Annotated in this window: 14 protein-coding genes and 1 tRNA gene; 9 read left to right on the top strand and 6 right to left on the bottom strand. The window is 75.3% G+C overall.

Annotated elements, in window-relative coordinates; genetic code table 11:
- The first annotated feature begins 8 nt into the window (after window positions 1–8).
- The 3 genes from ABD358_RS00425 (at window position 9) to ABD358_RS00415 (ending at window position 3053) form a co-directional block, all read left to right on the top strand.
- Complete coding sequence (locus tag ABD358_RS00425) at window positions 9–1217, top strand: DNA polymerase III subunit delta' (RefSeq protein WP_344628742.1); 1209 nt, start codon at window positions 9–11, stop codon at window positions 1215–1217.
- Window positions 1218–1283: 66 nt separating this feature from the next.
- Window positions 1284–2891, top strand: a complete 1608-nt coding sequence (locus ABD358_RS00420) for an alpha/beta hydrolase (protein ID WP_344628741.1) — start codon at window positions 1284–1286, stop codon at window positions 2889–2891.
- 88 nt (window positions 2892–2979) lie between these two features.
- Window positions 2980–3053, top strand: a tRNA-Thr gene (locus ABD358_RS00415).
- A gap of 112 nt (window positions 3054–3165) precedes the next feature.
- On the opposite strand, the gene ABD358_RS00410 is transcribed toward ABD358_RS00415, so the two are convergent.
- The 3 genes from ABD358_RS00410 to ABD358_RS00400 all read right to left on the bottom strand — a co-directional run bounded on the left by ABD358_RS00410 (window position 3166) and on the right by ABD358_RS00400 (window position 5734).
- Window positions 3166–4590, bottom strand: coding sequence for an RtcB family protein (locus ABD358_RS00410; protein ID WP_344628740.1), 1425 nt, complete (start codon window positions 4588–4590; stop codon window positions 3166–3168).
- A 35-nt stretch (window positions 4591–4625) separates the two neighbouring features.
- Window positions 4626–5066, bottom strand: a complete 441-nt coding sequence (locus ABD358_RS00405; protein ID WP_344628739.1) for a DUF2267 domain-containing protein — start codon at window positions 5064–5066, stop codon at window positions 4626–4628.
- Between the two features lie 230 nt (window positions 5067–5296).
- On the bottom strand, window positions 5297–5734 hold the full coding sequence (locus ABD358_RS00400; RefSeq protein ID WP_344628738.1) for an archease: 438 nt from the start codon (window positions 5732–5734) through the stop codon (window positions 5297–5299).
- A 154-nt stretch (window positions 5735–5888) separates the two neighbouring features.
- Between ABD358_RS00400 and ABD358_RS00395 the strand changes: the two genes are divergently transcribed.
- From ABD358_RS00395 to ABD358_RS00385, 3 genes are all read left to right on the top strand, one after another.
- Window positions 5889–7394 carry an AAA family ATPase gene (locus tag ABD358_RS00395; RefSeq protein WP_344628737.1) on the top strand — a complete coding sequence of 502 codons (1506 nt, stop codon included), beginning with the start codon at window positions 5889–5891 and terminating at the stop codon, window positions 7392–7394.
- 29 nt (window positions 7395–7423) lie between these two features.
- A complete protein-coding gene (locus tag ABD358_RS00390; protein ID WP_344628736.1) occupies window positions 7424–7741 on the top strand; it encodes a YciI family protein in 318 nt (105 codons plus the stop codon).
- Between the two features lie 181 nt (window positions 7742–7922).
- Window positions 7923–8591, top strand: coding sequence for a lytic polysaccharide monooxygenase auxiliary activity family 9 protein (locus ABD358_RS00385; protein ID WP_344628735.1), 669 nt, complete (start codon window positions 7923–7925; stop codon window positions 8589–8591).
- Between the two features lie 23 nt (window positions 8592–8614).
- Here the strand turns inward: ABD358_RS00385 and ABD358_RS00380 are convergent, their stop codons facing one another.
- Window positions 8615–9274: a class I SAM-dependent methyltransferase gene (locus tag ABD358_RS00380; RefSeq protein ID WP_344628734.1), complete on the bottom strand. Its 660-nt coding sequence runs from the start codon at window positions 9272–9274 to the stop codon at window positions 8615–8617.
- Between the two features lie 67 nt (window positions 9275–9341).
- Between ABD358_RS00380 and ABD358_RS00375 the strand changes: the two genes are divergently transcribed.
- Together ABD358_RS00375 and ABD358_RS00370 are read left to right on the top strand one after the other, a co-directional pair.
- On the top strand, window positions 9342–11081 hold the full coding sequence (locus ABD358_RS00375; protein WP_344628733.1) for an FUSC family protein: 1740 nt from the start codon (window positions 9342–9344) through the stop codon (window positions 11079–11081).
- A 29-nt stretch (window positions 11082–11110) separates the two neighbouring features.
- Window positions 11111–11719 (top strand): MarR family winged helix-turn-helix transcriptional regulator, encoded by a 609-nt coding sequence (locus ABD358_RS00370; RefSeq protein ID WP_425576201.1) that lies wholly within the window; start codon window positions 11111–11113, stop codon window positions 11717–11719.
- A gap of 12 nt (window positions 11720–11731) precedes the next feature.
- Here ABD358_RS00370 and ABD358_RS00365 read toward each other — a convergent pair whose 3' ends face one another.
- The gene (locus tag ABD358_RS00365) at window positions 11732–12220 is read right to left on the bottom strand and encodes a hypothetical protein (RefSeq protein WP_344628732.1); all 489 of its coding nucleotides are present in this window, start codon (window positions 12218–12220) and stop codon (window positions 11732–11734) included.
- Window positions 12221–12385: 165 nt separating this feature from the next.
- On the opposite strand from ABD358_RS00365, the gene ABD358_RS00360 reads away from it, so the two are divergent.
- Entirely contained in the window at window positions 12386–13855 is a 1470-nt protein-coding gene (locus ABD358_RS00360) for a DUF6882 domain-containing protein (RefSeq protein ID WP_344628731.1), read from the top strand.
- A gap of 51 nt (window positions 13856–13906) precedes the next feature.
- On the opposite strand, the gene ABD358_RS00355 is transcribed toward ABD358_RS00360, so the two are convergent.
- Window positions 13907–15235 (bottom strand): PP2C family protein-serine/threonine phosphatase, encoded by a 1329-nt coding sequence (locus tag ABD358_RS00355; protein WP_344628730.1) that lies wholly within the window; start codon window positions 15233–15235, stop codon window positions 13907–13909.
- Window positions 15236–15283 lie beyond the last annotated feature (48 nt).

Below are 15283 nucleotides of genomic sequence, written 5' to 3'. Positions count from 1 at the left end.
GTGGAGCCATGGCCGTGTGGGACGACCTGATCGGGCAGGACAGGGTCGTGGAGCAGCTCATGGCCGCCGCCCGTGACGCGGACGCCTACGTCACGGCCGCCGCGTCCGGCGCCGAGCCCGCACTGTCCGGCTCGGCGATGACCCACGCCTGGCTGTTCACCGGCCCCCCCGGCTCCGGTCTGGACACGGCCGCCCGCGCCTTCGCCGCCGCCCTGCAGTGCGTCAGCCCCGACCGCGCGCTGGGCGGCGCGCCCGGCTGCGGCTTCTGCGACGGCTGCCACACGGCCCTGATCGGCACGCACGCCGACGTCGAGATCGTCCGCACCAACCAGCTCAGTCTCGGCGCCGACGTCACCCGCGACCTGGTGCGCCGCACCCAGCTCTCCCCGTCCGGGGGACGCTGGCAGGTGGTCGTTCTGGAGGAGGCCGACCGGCTCACCGAGAGCGCGGCGAACGTCCTCCTCAAGACCGTCGAGGAGCCCGCCCCCCGCACGGTGTGGCTGCTGTGCGCGCCCTCCGCCGACGACGTCCTGCCGACGATCCGCTCCCGCTGCCGCCACCTCGTCCTGCGCACCCCGCCGGTGGACGCCGTCGCCGACATGCTGATCCGCCGCGACGGGATCGAGCCGGACGTGGCCGCCACCGCCGCCCGCGCCACCCAGGGCCACATCGACCGTGCCCGCCGCCTGGCCACCGACGAGCGGGCCCGCGCCCGCCGCGCCGCCGTGCTGAAGCTCCCCACCCGCATCGAGCAGGTCGGGGACGCGCTGCGGGCCGCGCAGGAGCTGATCGACGCCGCGGGCGAGGACGCCAGGGAGGCCGTCGAGGAGGTGGACGCCAAGGAGACGGAGGAGATGCGCGCCGCGCTCGGCGCGTCCGAGGGCGGCCGCCTGCCGCGCGGCACGGCGGGCGTGATGAAGGAGCTGGAGAAGCGGCAGAAGAGCCGCGCCACCCGTGCCCAGCGCGACTCCCTCGACCTCGCCCTGATCGATCTCACCGCCTTCTACCGGGACGTGCTGGCCCGGCAGCTCGGCTCCTCGGTCGCCATCGCCAACGAGGACGTCCGGGACGCGGTGGAGCGGATCGCCGCCACCACCAGGCCGGAGCAGACGCTGCGGCGCATGGAGGCCGTGCTGGAATGCCGCCGCGCCATCGAGCGCAACGTGGCGCCGCTGCTGGCCGTGGAGGCGATGGCGGTGGCGCTCCGCGCGGGCTGACGCGCCGGTCTCCCCTTCGGCGGAGGCTCGCGTCCCCGCGGGCCCGGTCCGTATACGCTCCGGGACATGGACACCAGGCGTCTGCTCCGTACCGGCGGCGTCGCGCTCGCGACGGTCGCGCTGTTGCTGTCGGGCTGCTCCGGTCCGGACGAGCCGGACCCGGGAAGCAGCACCGGCGCCGCCGATCCGTCGCCGAGGCTCTCGGACGACCGCGCGGCCCGGGACGTGGCGCCGCTGGAGCCGCTGCCGGAGAAGATCCCGGCGAACCTCAAGCCGTACTACGAGCAGAAGCTGACCTGGAAGGACTGCGGTGTCCCCGGTTTCCAGTGCGGCAGGCTGAGGGTGCCGCTGGACTACGCCGCCCCGGACCGGGACGAGGACCTCCATCTGGCCGTCACCCGGAAGAGGGCCTCCGGGCCGGGCGGGAGACTGGGCTCCCTCCACGTCAATCCGGGCGGCCCCGGCAGTTCCGCGGTCGAGTACGTCCAGCTCTCGGCGGGCGTCGGCTACCCGGCCCCGGTGCGCGCCCGGTACGACATCGTGGGCATGGACCCGCGCGGGGTGGGGCGCAGCGAGCCCATCGAGTGCCTGAGCGACAAGGAGATGGACTCCTACACCCGGACCGACGTCACCCCGGACGACCAGGGCGAGATCAAGAAGCTGACCACCGCGTTCGAGGAGTTCGCCAAGGGTTGCGAGAAGAGGGCGGGCGAACTGCTCGGCCACGTCTCGACCGTCGAGGCCGCCCGCGACATGGACGTCCTGCGGGAGGTGCTCGGCGACGACAGGCTCACCTACGTCGGGGCCTCCTACGGCACCTACCTCGGCGCCACCTACGCCGGGCTCTTCCCGTCCCGCGTCGGCCGGCTCGTCCTGGACGGCGCGATGGACCCCTCCCTCACCTCCGAACAGCTCAACCGCGAGCAGACCGAGGGCTTCGACACCGCCTTCACCGCCTTCGCCGAGGACTGCGTGGAACGGCGGGACTGCCCGCTGGGCACCGAGAACGCCAAGGACGCCGGACGGCGCCTGGGCGACTTCCTGGAACGGCTGGACACCCGGCCGCTGAAGACCGGCCAGCCGCGCGAACTGACCGAGTCGCTGGGCACCGTGGGCGTGCTGAACGCCATGTACACGGAGTACTACTGGCCGAAGCTGCGCTCGGCCCTCACCGCCGCCATGGAGGACGGCGACGGGGCGGAACTCCTCTCGCTGGCCGACGACTACTACCAGCGGGACGCTAACGGCTCCTACGGCAACATCATGTACGCCAACGCCGCCGTGAACTGCCTCGACCTCCCCGCCCCCTTCGAGGGGCCGGCCGAGGCGAAGAGGGCCGTCGCCGACTTCCGGCGGGCCTCCCCGGTCTTCGGCCGCAACTTCGCCTGGGCCGCCCTGAACTGCACCTACTGGCAGCAGGAGCCCACCGGCGAACCCCGCCGCATCGAGGCGAAGGGCGCGGCCCCCATCCTGGTCGTCGGCACCACCCGCGACCCGGCCACCCCCTACAAGTGGTCCGAGGGCCTGGCCGCCCAGCTCTCCTCGGCGACCCTCCTGACGTACGACGGCGACGGCCACACGGCGTACGTGCGCGGCAGCGACTGCATCGACTCGGCGGTCAACGGCTACCTGCTCCGGGGCGTGGTGCCGAAGGACGGAACGAAGTGCTCCTGACCCGGGCGCGGGCCCGGACCCGAATCCGGTACGGCGCACCCCCGCGCACTGTGTAGACTTAACCGCGCTGCGGCTCGCCGCACGCACTGCCGCCTTAGCTCAGTCGGCCAGAGCGACGCACTCGTAATGCGTAGGTCGAGGGTTCGATTCCCTCAGGCGGCTCGGTACGGAAACCCCGTTGACCCAGGTCAACGGGGTTTCGCCGTTTCCGGAAGCTGATCGGTGGATGCCGCCCCGACGGGGGCGGTGCCGGAAGCGGCGGGGCCGGTGGTCGTCAGCCCTTGACGACGCCGACCGGCACCAGACGGGCGACCAGGCGGGCCAGGCCGGCGCCCTCGGTGGCGGCGGCGACGGCGTCGACGTCCTTGTACGCCTCGGGCGTCTCCTCGGCGAGACCGCGCCAGGAGGAGGGGCGGACGGCGATGCCCCGGGACTCCAGGGCGTCGCGGAGGGCTTCCCCGCGGACCTCGCGCAGGGCCTGGTGGCGGCTCCAGACCCGCCCCGCGCCGTGGCAGGCGGAGTGGAACGCGTCGTTCTCCCTCTCGCCGACCAGTACGTACGAGGCGGTGCCCATGGTGCCGGGGACCAGGACCGGCTGCCCGGCCTCGGAGAGCTCCTCCGGCAGGTCCGGGTCGCCGGGCGGCAGGGCCAGGGTGGCGCCCTTGCGGTGGACGCAGAGCCTGCGCGACGCGCCGTCCACCCGGTGGGTCTCGATCTTCGCCATGTTGTGGGAGACGTCGTAGACCAGGTCCACCCCCGCGCCCGTCGCGGTGGCGAACGCCCGGCGCACGGCTTCGGTGAGCAACTGCCGGTTGGCGCGGCCGTAGTTGGCGGCGGCGGCCATCGCGCCCAGGTACGCCCGCCCCTCGGGGGAGTCGACCGGGGCGCAGGCGAGCTGCCGGTCGGGCAGGGAGATGCCGTACCGGTGCAGTGAGCGGTCCATGACGCGGACGTGGTCGGTGCACACCTGATGGCCCAGGCCCCGCGAGCCGCAGTGGATCATCACGCACACCCGGCCGGGGCGGAGGCCGAAGGCGGACGCGACCCTCTCGTCGTGGACCCGGTCCACGGCCTGCACCTCCAGGAAGTGGTTGCCCGAGCCCAGGCTGCCCACCTGCTGGAGTCCCCGCTCCACGGCGCGTTCCCCGACCTGGGACGGGTCGGCGTCCTCCAGCGTCCCCTCGTCCTCGCAGAAGGCCAGGTCGCGCGGTACGCCGTGGCCGTGCTCGACGGCGTACCGGGCGCCGCCCACCAGCAGCTCCTCCATCTCCGCGGGGCCGGAGAGCTTCCACAGGCCGCCGCGGCCCATGCCGCGCGGGATGGTGTCGCCGAGGACGTCCATCAGTTTCCGCAGATGGGGGCCGAGCCCGTCGCGGTCGATGTCGGCGGCGAGCAGCCGGACGCCGCAGGAGATGTCGAAGCCCACCCCGCCGGGCGAGACCACGCCGCCGTCGTCGGCGTCCGTGGCCGCCACCCCGCCGATGGGGAAGCCGTACCCCCAGTGGACGTCGGGCATGGCGTAGGACGCGCGGACGACGCCGGGCAGGGTGGCCACGTTCGCCACCTGCTCCAGCGCCTCACCGCTCGCCGCCTGCGGCAGCAGGGCGGACGTCGCGAACACCACTCCGGGCACCCGCATCGGGCCGCGCGGCTCGATGCGGAAGCGGAACGGGGTCTCCTCCACCAGGGAGATGTCCACGGTGTCCCTCCACCCGGTCCGTCGGGCGGGCTTGTTCAGCCCGCCGGGACCGGGGCCCGCTCGTGCAGGGCGCGGACGTCGTGCGGCAGTTGGTCGAGGGCCCTTTCGAGCTGGCCGGGCGAGACGTGCTCGCGGACGACGGCGGTGACCGCCGGGACGACCCGGGGGACGTCCCCGGCGTCGATCTTCGCCTCGTGGGCGAAGCGGTTCACATAGGCTTCGCGGTCGTACTTGACCGGCGCGTTGCTGGGGACCCAGCCGTCGTAGTAGATGCCGCGCATCAGCTCGGGGAGCTGTGCGGCGAAATGTGCCGCGACGTCGACGGTGAGCCGGTCGCGGAGGGTGTGCAGCCAGGCGCGCAGGGCCCGGTGGGCGAGGTGCCGGTCCTCCGTTCCCAGGGCTTCCGCCACCGCCTTCACCCAGATGTTCGCCGTGTGGATGACGTGCTCGAACTCGGCCGTGTGCGTGGTGGACATGGTGTCTCCCCCGCGGGATGAGGTTGTGGGACGTCGAGCGGCCGGCGCACCGGGAACACGGCCCGCATGTTCCGTATGCGTGGAATGCAGACTTTTGCCCCGCTCTGCTGTCCAGGGTATTGCGGGCGGGGGAGAGCGGCAGCCGGAGCGGTCCGCGAGGTCCCGGCCGTCCGCGAAGTGCCGGGGCCGACCGCTCCGCCGGTCACGGCACCGGCTGCCTGCCGGAGGTCTCAGACGTCGAGCGTCACCGAACACGCCCAACCCTCCGGGCCGCCCGCGAAGCGCAGCCCGTGCAGCGTGACCGCCTTCGGCGCGGCCCCCGTCACCGGGAGCGTGTCGGCGTCGGCCATGTCCAGCCCGGCCCGCAGGCCGCCGGGAACGGGCTCCAGATCCACGCCGACCGGCACCTCCCCGTCGGCGTCGAGCCGGTACACGACCTCGTCGAGCAGGGCCACCAGCAGGTCCTCGTCCGTGTCCGCCCGCACCTCGACGTCCCGTCGGCGGACGGCCCGCGCGTCCGCCAGGTCCAGGAACGTCTCGCAGGCCCCGCGCAGGGCCTGCGCCAGGCACTCCTCGCGGGTCGGGGCCCACGCCTCCACCCGGACGTCGGCGGTGTGCGGCACACCGCGGTGCCCGCCGCGCGGAGCAGCGCGTTCCGGTCGCGTCATGGTCCAGCACCTCCGCGGGACTCCCGCCTCTGCGGCCCGTGCCCCCATCGTCGCCCCGCGGGGCCGTCCGCGCAGCGCGCCGTGCGGCGCGCTGCGGTGCGATGGTGGAAGGAGAGGGACACGGGGAAGGGACACCGAGCGAGGGGAGCGGCCCATGTCGCGAACCGACGTCCTCCGGCGCACCGGGCCGGACACGGCGAAACCGGCCGCGGTCTTCGACCGCGACACCGAGTGGGAGGCCCTCACCGTGTTCACCCGCGACCCCCGGCCCGCGCCCGGCCTCGGCGTCGTGACGGGACGGCTCCGGCAGGGGAAGACGTACCTGCTGGAAGCGCTCACCAGGTCCCTGGACGGCTTCTACTTCGGTGCGCAGGAGGCGGCCGGCGCGGAGTCCCTGAACCGCCTGGGCGACCGGCTCGCCCTCCACACCGGCACGGCCTCGACGGACCGCCCCCGGACCTGGGAGGAGGCCGTCGACGCCCTGCTGGCACTGGGGGACCGGCGCCCGCTGCCGGTCGTCGTCGACGAGTTCCCGCACCTGGTGCGGCAGTGCCCCGCGCTGCCCTCCGCCGTCCACGGCGCCTACCGGCGCCTACGCGACGAGGGGCGTGGCAACCGCGCGCGCCTGCTGCTGTGCGGCAGCGACCTGCCGGTGATGCGCCGGCTGTTCAGCCGTCCCTCGCCGCTGCACGGGCTCGCGGACCTGGAACTGGAGGTGCGCCCGCTGGACTTCCGGCGGGCCGCGGAGTTCTGGGGCATCGGCGACCCCCGCCTGGCGCTCCGCGTCCACGCGATCGCGGGAGGCACCCCCGCGTACCGGCGGGACCTCGTCCGGGGCGACGCGCCGGCCGGTCCGGACGACTTCGACGCCTGGGTGTGCAGGACGGTCCTGGATCCCCGCACACCGGTCTTCTGGGAGGCGCAGCACCTCCTCCAGGAGGAGACGGACCACCCGGACCGCGCGCTGTGCCACTCCGCGCTCGCGGCCGTGGCCCTGGGCCGCACCACCGCCGGCGGCGTCGCCGGCCACCTGGACACCGGCCTGGCCGACGTCTCCCGCTGCCTGGAACTGCTGCGGGCACGCGCCCTGCTGAGCTGCGAACCCGACGCCTTCCGCCCCGGCCTGACCCGGCTCCGGATCGCCGAGCCGCTGCTCGCCTTCGAGCACGCGGTCGTCTGGCCGCGGCGCTCGGAGCTGGAGCAGGAGGACGCCGCCGACGTCTGGCGGCGGGCGCGCGCCCTCTTCGACACGGCGGTGGCGGCACCGCACTTCGCCCAGGTCTGCCGCGAGTGGGCCGTGGGGTTCGCGGCCCCGGACACCTTCGGCGCGGAGCCCTTCACGGCGTCCCACGGCTCGCTGTCCCGCCCGGAGCCGGGCGCCGCCGCCGACGCGGAGGTCGTGGTGCGCGGTGCCCGTACGGGCGACCGGCCCGGGGCGCTGCTGTCGGTCGGCTCGGCATGCTGGAACGAGACCATGGACCTGCCCCACCTGGAGCGGCTCCGCCGGCTCCTCGACCTCCTCGCCGCCCGCGGAGAGGACACCGCCCGCGCCCGGCCCGCCTGCTACGGCGGCGCGGGCTTCACCCCCGCGCTCCGGGAGGCGGAGGCGAGGGGGGACGTGGTGCTCGTCGGCCCCGACCGTCTCTACCGGGGGCGGTAGGGCGGGAATCGCCTGCTTAAGGTGGGCGGATGCTGCACCTGATGACAGTGGAGTACACGGAGTCGGAGGAGGCGGCGGCGCCGTTCGTCGCCGCGCACGTGGAGTACCTGGAGCACTGGCACGGGAAGGGCGTGTTCCTGGCCTCCGGGCAGACGGTGCCCGCCGACCGAGGGGGCGCGATCGTGGCGTGCGGCGTCGACCGGGCGACGGCCGAGCGGATCGCCGCCGAGGACCCGTTCACGGTGGCGGGCGTCGCGCGTTACGTGATCACGACGATCGACCCGGGCCGCGTCCACCCGGCCCTGGCGGACCTACTGGGAGCGGACGCGAGCCGCGTTCGGGGGTGAGGGCCGCGCCCGTCCGCTCCGGGTGCGGCTTCCGGTGGCACCGGAGTGATCCGTGGCGTGGATTTCTGTCGAATTCCTGTCGAATGTGTTTAGGCGGTATGGGTGCGGGTAACGCGCCCGTAGTACCTGGGAGCGCTCCCAGGTGTCCCCCCGCATTCTTGGACGAGCAGGAGATCCCCCCATGTATTGTCATGATCATGCCTTAGCGCCCCGGTGGGCGCTCCGGGCGCTCGCCGTGCTGGCCGCCGTCGTGGTCGGGCTGATGCCCTGGACCGACACCGCGTCCGCCCACGGGTCGGTCATCGACCCCGCGTCCCGGAACTACGGCTGCTGGGCCCGCTGGGGCAGCGACTTCCAGAACCCGGCCATGCGGGAGCAGGACCCCATGTGCTGGCAGGCGTGGCAGGACGACACCAACGCCATGTGGAACTGGAACGGCCTGTACCGGGACAACGTCGGCGGCAACCACCGGGCGTTCGTCCCGGACGGGCAGCTCTGCAGCGCGGGCCACACCGCGGACGGCCGCTACAAGTCGATGGACGTCCCCGGCCCGTGGAAGAAGACGAACGTCGGCCGCGACTTCACCGTGCACCTGCGCGACCAGGCCCTCCACGGCGCGGACTACCTCCAGATCTACGTCACCCGGCAGGGCTTCGACCCCACCACCCAGCGGCTGGGCTGGGGCGACCTGGAGCTGATCAAGACGACCGGCCGCTACGCGCCCGCCTCCGACATCAAGGTGCCCGTCAGCGCTCCCGGCCGCAGTGGCCACCACGTCGTGTACACGATCTGGAAGGCCTCGCACGCGGACCAGGTGTACTACATCTGCAGCGACGTGAACTTCTCCTGAGCCGCCGCGCCCGGCGGCCCGTCTCAGCGGCCGCCGGGCTTGCGGTAGACCAGCAGGTACCTCCAGAAGAGGAGCCTGCGCAGGGTCGAGCCGGGAAGCAGGGCGGCGGCCTCCCGCCGCACCTCCTCCAGCGGCATCTCCGGCCGCTTCACCGGCGCCCGGACGGAAGGCGTCCGGACGCCGGTGAAACGGCCGGGTCCGCCGCGGGACGGCCGGACCCGCTCGCCGACCGCGACCGCGAGTCTGGCCGCCGCGTTGGCCGGCACGGCGGCCAGACTCCAGGCCCGGTCCGCGGCGGAGACCTCCGGATAGCACCCCAGGACGGCCAGGACGCCGCCGGGCGCCAGGGCGTCCCGGAGCGCGGCGACCGTGCCGAACGGCATGTGGTGGAGGCTCGCCAGGCAGGACACGAAGTCGTAGTGCTCCCGGGGCAGGACGGTGCGGGTGACGTCCGCCCGGCGGAAGCGCGGCGCGGGACGGCCGCCGCCGGGGCCGGGCGACAGCGCGCGGGCGGCGTCGATCACCTCCGCCGAGGGGTCGATCGCGTCGACCTCGATGCCCCGCTCCGCGAGCCGCCGCGCGAAGCGCCCGGTGCCGCAGCCGACGTCCAGGGCCGTGCGGCAGCCGTGGGGCAGTTGGCGCAGCAGCAGCCGGTGGTAGTGGTCGTTGTGGTCGAACGGCATGGCGCGATCGTGGCACATGGGCCCGCGCACTCATTTTACTGGTAAAACATGCGTTAACATTTTACGGGTGAAGTACTGTGAGGCCGTCCTGGAAGCGCCCGCGGGGGCGCCGGTCCCGTCCGGCGGGCGCATACGCCCCCTGCCCGTACGCGGCGTCCTACGGCTGAACAAGGGGAGCGACGTCTGGCACAAACCGGCGTTCAGCGCGGCCACCGCCCTGGCCGTCCCCCAGCTCGTGCTGCTCGCCGTCGGCCACCTCGACCTGGCCCTCTACGTCTCCGCCGGCTCGATGTGCGCGCTGTACGCCCACGGCCTCCCGTACGCCGCCCGGGCGAGGACGCTGGCGTGGGTGGTCGCCGGCATGCTCGCGGGCTTCGGCACGGCGCTGACCGCCGCGGCGCTGACCGACTCGGGCCCGCTGCTGGTGCTGGGCGCCGCGCTGGTCGCCGCCGTGCACAAGGTGCTCTGCGACGCCACGCGCATCGGGCCGCCCGGCAACCTGATTTTCACCTTCGTCGCCGCATCCGGCTTCTTCCTCCCCGAGCGGCTGCCCGACGTGCCGTTCCACCTGGCGCTGGCGCTGGCCGGCGGCGTGGTGGCCTGGCTGGTCGGCATGGCGCCCGGCCTGGTGCGGCCCCACGGGCCGGAGCGCATCGCCACCGCGCGGGCGCTGGAGGCCGCGGCCGCGCTGCTGCGCACGCCCGCCGGGGACGCCGCGGCCCGGCGGCGGGCCCGCCGGCAGGCCGCCGCCGCGGCCGACGCCGCGTGGCACACGCTCTTCCTGGCCGGCGGACGGTCCCCGGCCGCGTCCCGCGCCGGCCTCGAACGCCTCCTGGCGCACGCCGAGTCGTTGACGGTGGACGACCCGGCGGGCCCGGCGGCCGAGGCGGAGGCCGGACGTCTGGCCGTCTGGGCGCACGACCTGCGCAGGAACCGGCCGCTGCCCCGGGCGGCGCTCGCCCCCGTGCGGGACGGCGAGCCGGCCCGCGCCGCCGTCGAGCGGGCCGCGCACCGGCCGCGCGGCGCGCGGGCCGTGCTGGGGCGGCTGCGCCCCGGTTCCCCGCTGCTGCCGATCGGCCTGCGGGTGGCCGTCGGCTGCGCCCTGGCGGGCTGGGCGTCGCTGGCGCTGGGCGTCGGCCACCCGTACTGGGCGGTGGTGGTGGCGGCGTCCGTCTTCCAGGCGAACACCGTCCTGTCCTGGCAGCGCGCCGCGCAGCGCGTCCTCGGCACCCTTCCCGGGCTGCTGGTCTTCGCCCTGGTGCTGCCGCTGTTGCGGACCGGCGACCTGGCCCTGATCCTGCTGGTGGCCCTGGCGCAGGTCGGGGCCGAGGCCCTCATCCCCCGGAACTACTGGCTCGGCACCGTCTGCGTCACCTCCCTGGCGCTGCTGCTGACCGAGTTCGGGCAGAGGCGCCCGGCCGGGGAGCTGATCGGCGACCGGCTGGTCGACACCCTGCTGGGCGCGGCCCTGGGGCTGCTGGTGTGCCTGGCGGTGGCCAACCGCCGTACCGGCGGGCGGCTGGAGGAGGCCGTGCGGCAGGTGGAGCGGGCGTGCGAGGACGCCCGCCGCCCGATCACCGGCGCCCCCGGGGCGAGGCGGGAGGCGGTCCGGGCCGCCGGCCGGCTCGCGACCGCACTGGTGGAGCTGCGCGACGCGGCGGAGACCGCCTCGGGCGAGTGGTGGCTGCGCCCCCTGCCCCGGGAGCGGGTCGCAGCCGCCGAGCGGGAGGGGCACCTGGCGCTCGCGGAGCTGCGGCGCCGGCTGGACGCTCCCCGCGTGCCGGTCCCGGCCGGGCGGCAGAATTGACCGCGGACACGGACCGGGAGGAGCACCACGTGGCGGCGGAGGACGGCAGGGACGCCGGGGACGCGAGGCACGGCGCCGGGGAGGGTGCGGGGGACGGTGCGAGGGACGGCGCCGGAGCGGAGGCCGGGGCGGGCGCCGGGGACATCGTCGCGCGTGTCCTGGCGCAGTGGCGGCGGGTCCGCCCCGATTTCGACACGGCGCCCATGGCCGTGGTCGGCCGCCTCAACCGCTGTGTCGCCCTCCTCCAGCAGGCGGAGGAGGCGCCGCTGGTCCGGGAGGGGCTGACGCGGCCGGAGTTCGACGTCCTCGTCACGCTGCGGCGGGAGGACCGCGAGATGACGCCGGGGCAGATCGCCCGCGAGACGTTCGCGTCGGGCGCGGCGGTCACCAAGCGGCTCCGCCTGCTGGAGGAGCGGGGACTCGTGGCGCGCCGCACCAGCGCCCGGGACCGCCGCGTCTCCGAGCTCTCGCTCACCGCCGGGGGCCGTGAACTCATCGACCGGCTGCTGCCCGCGCAGCTCGCGTACGAGGCCGAGCTGCTGTCCGGCCTCACCGACGCGCAGCGGTCCGAGCTCTCGGCCATCCTCTCCGAGCTGCTGGTGCTGCTGGAGGGACGGCTCGGCGGACTGCGGGGCTGACGGCCCGCCCGGTCACCCGGCCGCCCTGCCGTGCCCGGGCCCCGGGCCGGGCGGGAGGCGGCGCAGGAGGTCGCGGAACGCCTCCCGCATGGCCTCCTCGACGGCGGGTCTCTCCGCGGGGTGCTCGTCCCACGCGAGGCACAGGCCGAGGAAGCGGTCGGTCACCTCCACGGCGAAGGGGGAGCGGTCCAGCCGGCAGGCGCTCCAGTAGATCTCGTCGCTCGCCGGACGCGGGCCGCGCCGCCCCGCGACGGCGGCCTCCGCGGTCCGCCGCATCCGCCACAGCCGGGCCTCCCGGGGTGCGGGGACGGGTGCGCCCAGCTCGTCCATCGCCTCCCGGAAGAGCTCGACCGACGGGTCGTGCCGCGACAGCCCGGCCAGGGCGCGCAGCGCGGGACCGTCCACACCGCGCGCCAGGGCCCCGGCCGCCACCATGGGCAGCTCCTCGGCGGGCTGCTCGCCGAGCGCCAGCCGGACGGCGGCCTCGTACAGACGCTCCACGCCGCGCACCCTACCGGTGCGCCGCCCGGGTCTTCCGCCGGAGGCCGCGGGACCGGCGCGGAACCGGCGCGGGACCGGCCGGAGGAGCCCGATCCGCGTGGAACCGGCGATAGTTGTGGACGAGTCCCGATCTTTGTACACCGGTACCCGACCATGATTGCCACCATGACGCTCCCCGACTCCTTCAGCGGTGAACTGCTCGCGCTGGCCCGCCCCAACCTCGCCTGGACCGTCGAACAGATCGACCTGTTCGACCGGCTCGTACCGCGCGGTCCGACCCGGTTCGACCTGGAGGTCCCCATGGTCGGGCGGGCCGGCCTGGCCCTGTCCGGTCAGCTCGTCGCCAGCTACGCCGCCGATGGCACCTGGCTGTGGGCCTGGGCCAACAACGGCATAGCCGACACCCCGGGCGCCGTCGCCTCGCGCGAACTGCGGGCGATCGGCGAGCGCCAGGGGATCCCCGAACTCACCAAGCCCCTGCTGGACCTCAACGGCTTCCCCGACGCCCGGCTGGCCGCCGACCACCTGCTGCTGATCTGCATGGGGCTGCTCGACGGGCGCGGCGCCGCGGTGACGGCCGTCAACGAGCGGGGCTGGGCCTTCCTCGTCGTCGACGACCCCGCCGTGCCGCGGGCCGAGCCGCGTCCCGCGCGTCTGGCCCACGCGCTGCGGAGCGGGCCCGCGATGCTGCCCGGCCCGCCGCTGAAGGCGGTGGAGGGCTGGTTCGCCCGGCACGGCGTCGAGCCCGAGTACGGGCCGGGAACGGTGGTGGGGACGCTGCCCCACGGCGACCGCGTCACGGTGTGGCTGGACGGCGGCGGGGTCACGGCGGTGGAGGTCACCGGCCCGGACGGCGGGGTCCCGGTCTCCGCGGCCGGGCCCGAGCAGCGGCTGGTCGACCCGAGGCCCGATCCCCGGGCCCCCAGCCTGCTGTTCCCGGCGGCGCTGCTGCCGGTGGTGGCGCGCGAGATCGCCTTCTCGCTCCGTGAGACGCGGGGGATGGTCGAGTACGCCGGCCGGTACCTGGCCTTCGACGGCCGCGCCCCGGCGTGGGACGGGGCGACGGGGCAGCTGCTCTTCCCCGGCGGCGGGCTGGCATGCCGTCCGCTGGCCCGGTACGACCTGGAGGAGCGCTGGTTCGAGTGGGCTCCGGGGACCGAGGACGTCCGCGAGGCGCTGCGCCGGGCGGCCGGGCTGCCGGACGGCGCCGTCCTGCCCGAGCTGACCGACCGCTTCGACCTGTCCCCGTACGCGGCGCCCGAGTCCGTCGCGGTGTCCCTGGCCCGCGCCGGCGCCCGCGTCTCCGGCCTGGTCCTCACCTCGCTCGGCAACCGGTTCCTGGCCGTCGCGGACCCGCGCCTGCCCGTTCCGGCCGTCGATCCCGAGGCCGCCGCCGAGGAGATCCGGGCGGGCGCGGGCTGGCTCCAGGGTCTCACCCCGCCGGAGGACCGTCCCCGGGTGATGCGCGAGGCGGCCGCGGCCTACTTCGAGCGGGCGGGCATGCAGGTGTGGCACCACGGCGAGCCGGACTTCCTCAGCGGTGTGGCGGGCCTGTACGAGGTGCGGGTGTTCTTCGCGCCGGACGGCACCGTCACGGACACCTCCTGGGGGATGCTGGCGGCGCCGCAGCCGTGACCGCGTGTCCCCGGTGTGCCCCCGGTGCGTCCCCGGTCCCGCCGCGCGGGGTCAGGGCCGGCGGGCGGGGACGCGCAGGGCGAGGACGGCGATGTCGTCGTGGCCGTCGCCGGTGTGGTTGTCGGCCAGGGCGCGGCACAGCTCGTCCGGGGGCAGGCCGGCGTGGGCGGCGGCGGTCCGGGCGAGCTCGTCCATGCACGCGTCGATGGGCCGGGCGGGGTGCTCGACCAGCCCGTCGGTGAAGAGGACCACGGTGCTGTCCTCCGGCAGGGGGCGGGTGTGGTCGGGCCGGGGCTGCCCGGGGTCGACGCCGAGGGGGAGGCCGGGGTCGGCGTGGAGGTACTCCGCCCGGCCGTCCGGACTGACCAGCAGGGGCGGCAGGTGCCCGGCGGTGCTCCAGCGCAGCGTCCAGCCCCCGTCGCCGGGTTCGACACGGGTGAGGCAGGCGGTGGTCACGGAGCTGTCGGCGACCGCGTGGAGGGTCTGGTCGAGCCGGGCGAGGACCAGGCTGGGCGGGCTGCGCCGGTCGTAGAGCAGCGCGCGGAGCATGTTGCGGGTCTGGGCCATGGTGGCCGCGGCCCTCAGGTCGTGCCCGACGACGTCGCCGATGACGGCGGCGCAGGCGTCGTCGGGCAGCAGGATGGCGTCGTACCAGTCGCCGCCGAGCTGCGCGGGGGCGGCCGCCGGACGGTAGACGGCGGCGCCGGTGAACGGGCGCAGGTCGGGCAGCCGGGGGAGCAGCATGCGCTGGAAGTTCTCGGCGCCGGCGCGGACCTGCTCGAACAGCCGCGCGTTCTCGATGGCCACCCCCGCGGCGCCGGCCAGGGCGACGACGATGTCCTCGTCCAGCGCGTCGAAGGGCCGTCCGCTCCGCTTGTCCGACAGGTACAGGTCCCCGTAGATCTCGCCCCGCACGCTGATCGCGACGCCGAGCAGGGTGCGCATGGGCGGGTGTCCGGGTGGGAAGCCGGTCGAGTGGGGGTGGGCGGAGATGCTCTCCACCCGCAGGGGCTCGGGGTTGCGGATCAGGTGTCCGAGCAGGCCGTGCCCCCGGGGCAGTTCGACGCCCTCCAGCGCCGCCTCCTCGTCCTCGCCCAGCCCCACGGGGATGAACTGCGCCAGCTCCCTCTTCTCCTCGTCCAGCACGCCGAGCGCCCCGTAGCGGGCGTCGACCAGCTCCATCGCGGCGGCGACGATGCGGCGCAGCACCACGGGGAGCTCCAGTTCCCGGCTGATGGACATGACGGCGTCCAGCAGGCTCCGCAGCCGTTCCTGGGCGCGCACCAGCGTGCGGAGCCGGTCGTCGACCGCCTCCGTCCCGGCGTCCGGGCGGGTGTCGGGCAGGCGCCGCTCCTCCGCCGGATCCTGGCTCCGCCCCATGGGGTCTCCTCGTTCCTGCCGGCCGGGCGGCTGCCCGGCGTGGTGTGC

The sequence above is a fragment of the Streptomyces glaucosporus genome (genome assembly GCF_039533345.1).
Lineage (GTDB): Bacteria > Actinomycetota > Actinomycetes > Streptomycetales > Streptomycetaceae > Streptomyces > Streptomyces glaucosporus.
This window is presented reverse-complemented; position numbering and strand designations above follow the sequence as displayed.

What these genes read in the sequence shown, in the direction of transcription:
- ABD358_RS00425 (WP_344628742.1), top strand. Translation starts at nt 9, where the DNA reads ATGGCCGTGTGGGACGACCTGATCGGGCAGGACAGGGTCGTGGAGCAG.
- ABD358_RS00420 (WP_344628741.1), top strand. Translation starts at nt 1,284, where the DNA reads ATGGACACCAGGCGTCTGCTCCGTACCGGCGGCGTCGCGCTCGCGACG.
- ABD358_RS00405 (WP_344628739.1), bottom strand. Translation starts at nt 5,066, where the DNA reads ATGTCCACCACGCACACGGCCGAGTTCGAGCACGTCATCCACACGGCG.
- ABD358_RS00400 (WP_344628738.1), bottom strand. Translation starts at nt 5,734, where the DNA reads ATGACGCGACCGGAACGCGCTGCTCCGCGCGGCGGGCACCGCGGTGTG.
- ABD358_RS00395 (WP_344628737.1), top strand. Translation starts at nt 5,889, where the DNA reads ATGTCGCGAACCGACGTCCTCCGGCGCACCGGGCCGGACACGGCGAAA.
- ABD358_RS00390 (WP_344628736.1), top strand. Translation starts at nt 7,424, where the DNA reads ATGCTGCACCTGATGACAGTGGAGTACACGGAGTCGGAGGAGGCGGCG.
- ABD358_RS00385 (WP_344628735.1), top strand. Translation starts at nt 7,923, where the DNA reads ATGTATTGTCATGATCATGCCTTAGCGCCCCGGTGGGCGCTCCGGGCG.
- ABD358_RS00380 (WP_344628734.1), bottom strand. Translation starts at nt 9,274, where the DNA reads ATGCCGTTCGACCACAACGACCACTACCACCGGCTGCTGCTGCGCCAA.
- ABD358_RS00360 (WP_344628731.1), top strand. Translation starts at nt 12,386, where the DNA reads ATGACGCTCCCCGACTCCTTCAGCGGTGAACTGCTCGCGCTGGCCCGC.
- ABD358_RS00355 (WP_344628730.1), bottom strand. Translation starts at nt 15,235, where the DNA reads ATGGGGCGGAGCCAGGATCCGGCGGAGGAGCGGCGCCTGCCCGACACC.